Below are 1,532 nucleotides of genomic sequence, written 5' to 3'. Positions count from 1 at the left end.
GAGTGCGGAGGATGAACCCGTGTGCTTCCTTACTTCTCGGCCGGATTGTGTCGGCAGCACCGGGTAGACGATCATGAGCCAATGGACATGGACATGAACGGTTGGGCGGTGCTCGAGGACTCGAAGCGAGAGCAGTGGGGTTATGTTCCGCGTCAGTTGGTTGGTCCCCTGGTCTTCGGAGTCGATCGACGTGAAGCGGTGGCGATCATGGCGGGACATGGCTTCGCTGCCGAGGAGCGCGAGATTGACCGGTGGAGTCCGCAGCGGGCTCAGTGGCGCGTGGAGTTCTGCAGGATGGGGTCGGACAAGCATCGACCTGCAGTGAAGTCCTACTTCGTCGAGGGCGTGGGCTTGACTTGTGTGCTTGTTGATGGGATCCGCGGTCCCCAAGTCACCTGCGAGGGGATCCGTCTGATCGGTCGCGTGCCGTCGGAGCTGGACTCGGAGATGGAAGCATGCGCTGTCGAACGTGGCCTCGGCATCATGTACTGCCTCTCGGGTGACCTTTGCTGGCCCGGCTTCGAGTTCGATCGAGGCGGGCAGCGCGCGGGCGATGTGGTCGTGAGCTGGGCATCGTTCTTCAACACAGGAGAGATCGCCGGGACCTCTTGGGACATCACTCCTGCGGAAGTCTGGCGTCACCAGTAGGCCGCTGAGCTTCCGGCGCCGAGCCGCGGAAGGCGGCCAATCTCATCGGATGAGTCGGCGGAAGCAGATGAGGGTGCTGGCTATGCCAACGAAGGCTAGGAAATGCTCGGCCTTGCGCTCGTAGCGTCGGTGCAGGCGGCGGCAGCCGTTCAGCCAGGACATCGTCCTCTCGACCACCCAGCGGTGCCGGCCGAGACGGTCGGAGGGTTCGATGCCGCGGCGGGCAATGCGCGGCACGATCTGCCGACGCCGAAGCCATCCGCGTAGGTGGTCGAAGTCGTACCCCTTGTCAGCATGGAGCTTGGCCGGGCGGCGACGCCGCGGCCCGAAGCGGGAGCGGATCGGCGGGATACCGCGCATCAGCGGGACCAACGCCTGGCTGTCATGGACGTTGGCGCCGGAGATACCCACCGAGATCGGCAGCCCGTTGCGGTCACAGACGACGTGCATCTTCGATCCGAGCTTGCCGCGATCGGTCGGATTCGGTCCGGTCAGAGGCCCCCTTTGACCGCTCGGACGCTGGCCGAGTCGATCGCGCAGCGCGACCAGTCCAGCTCACCGTTCCTGCCGAGCTGGTCAAGGACCACACGGTGCAACTTTGCCCAGACCCTCGCCGTGGACCAATCGGTGAAGCGGCGGTGGACCGTCTGCCAGGAAGCTCCGAAGACTGGTGGCACTTGCCGCCAGGTGCAGCCCGACGTGGCGACGAAGATGATCGCGGCCAGCACTGCACGATCGTCACATCTCCGGCGGCCTCCGCCTTGGGCGCGTACCGGAGGCTCCGGCACCACATCCTGAAAGATCTCCCACAGCCTGTCCGGCACCAGACGCAGAACTATGTCCATGCCGGGAGCAACGATCCAGCACCAATCGAGACACCGTCT

The 1,532-nt window shown here is 64.8% G+C and carries 2 protein-coding genes; one reads left to right on the top strand and one right to left on the bottom strand.

What is annotated here, in order from left to right; genetic code table 11:
• Window positions 1-81 precede the first annotated feature (81 nt).
• Window positions 82-648 carry a hypothetical protein gene (locus ACWCXC_RS37430; RefSeq protein ID WP_450686374.1) on the top strand — a complete coding sequence of 189 codons (567 nt, stop codon included), beginning with the start codon at window positions 82-84 and terminating at the stop codon, window positions 646-648.
• Window positions 649-690: 42 nt separating this feature from the next.
• Here ACWCXC_RS37430 and ACWCXC_RS37425 read toward each other — a convergent pair.
• Window positions 691-1,493 (bottom strand): IS5 family transposase gene (locus ACWCXC_RS37425; protein WP_190009804.1). Its coding sequence is split into 2 segments (ribosomal slippage): window positions 691-1,145 and window positions 1,145-1,493, totalling 804 coding nucleotides; the frame shifts between segments, so codons are not numbered across the junction.
• Window positions 1,494-1,532 lie beyond the last annotated feature (39 nt).

Source organism: Streptomyces sp. NPDC001515, assembly GCF_053597115.1.
Note: the sequence above shows the minus strand (reverse complement) of the source record. Positions and strands in the feature narration are given on the sequence as shown.

Excerpts from the sequence above, each read along its gene's own strand:
- ACWCXC_RS37430 (WP_450686374.1), top strand. The coding sequence starts at position 82 with ATGGACATGGACATGAACGGTTGGGCGGTGCTCGAGGACTCGAAGCGA.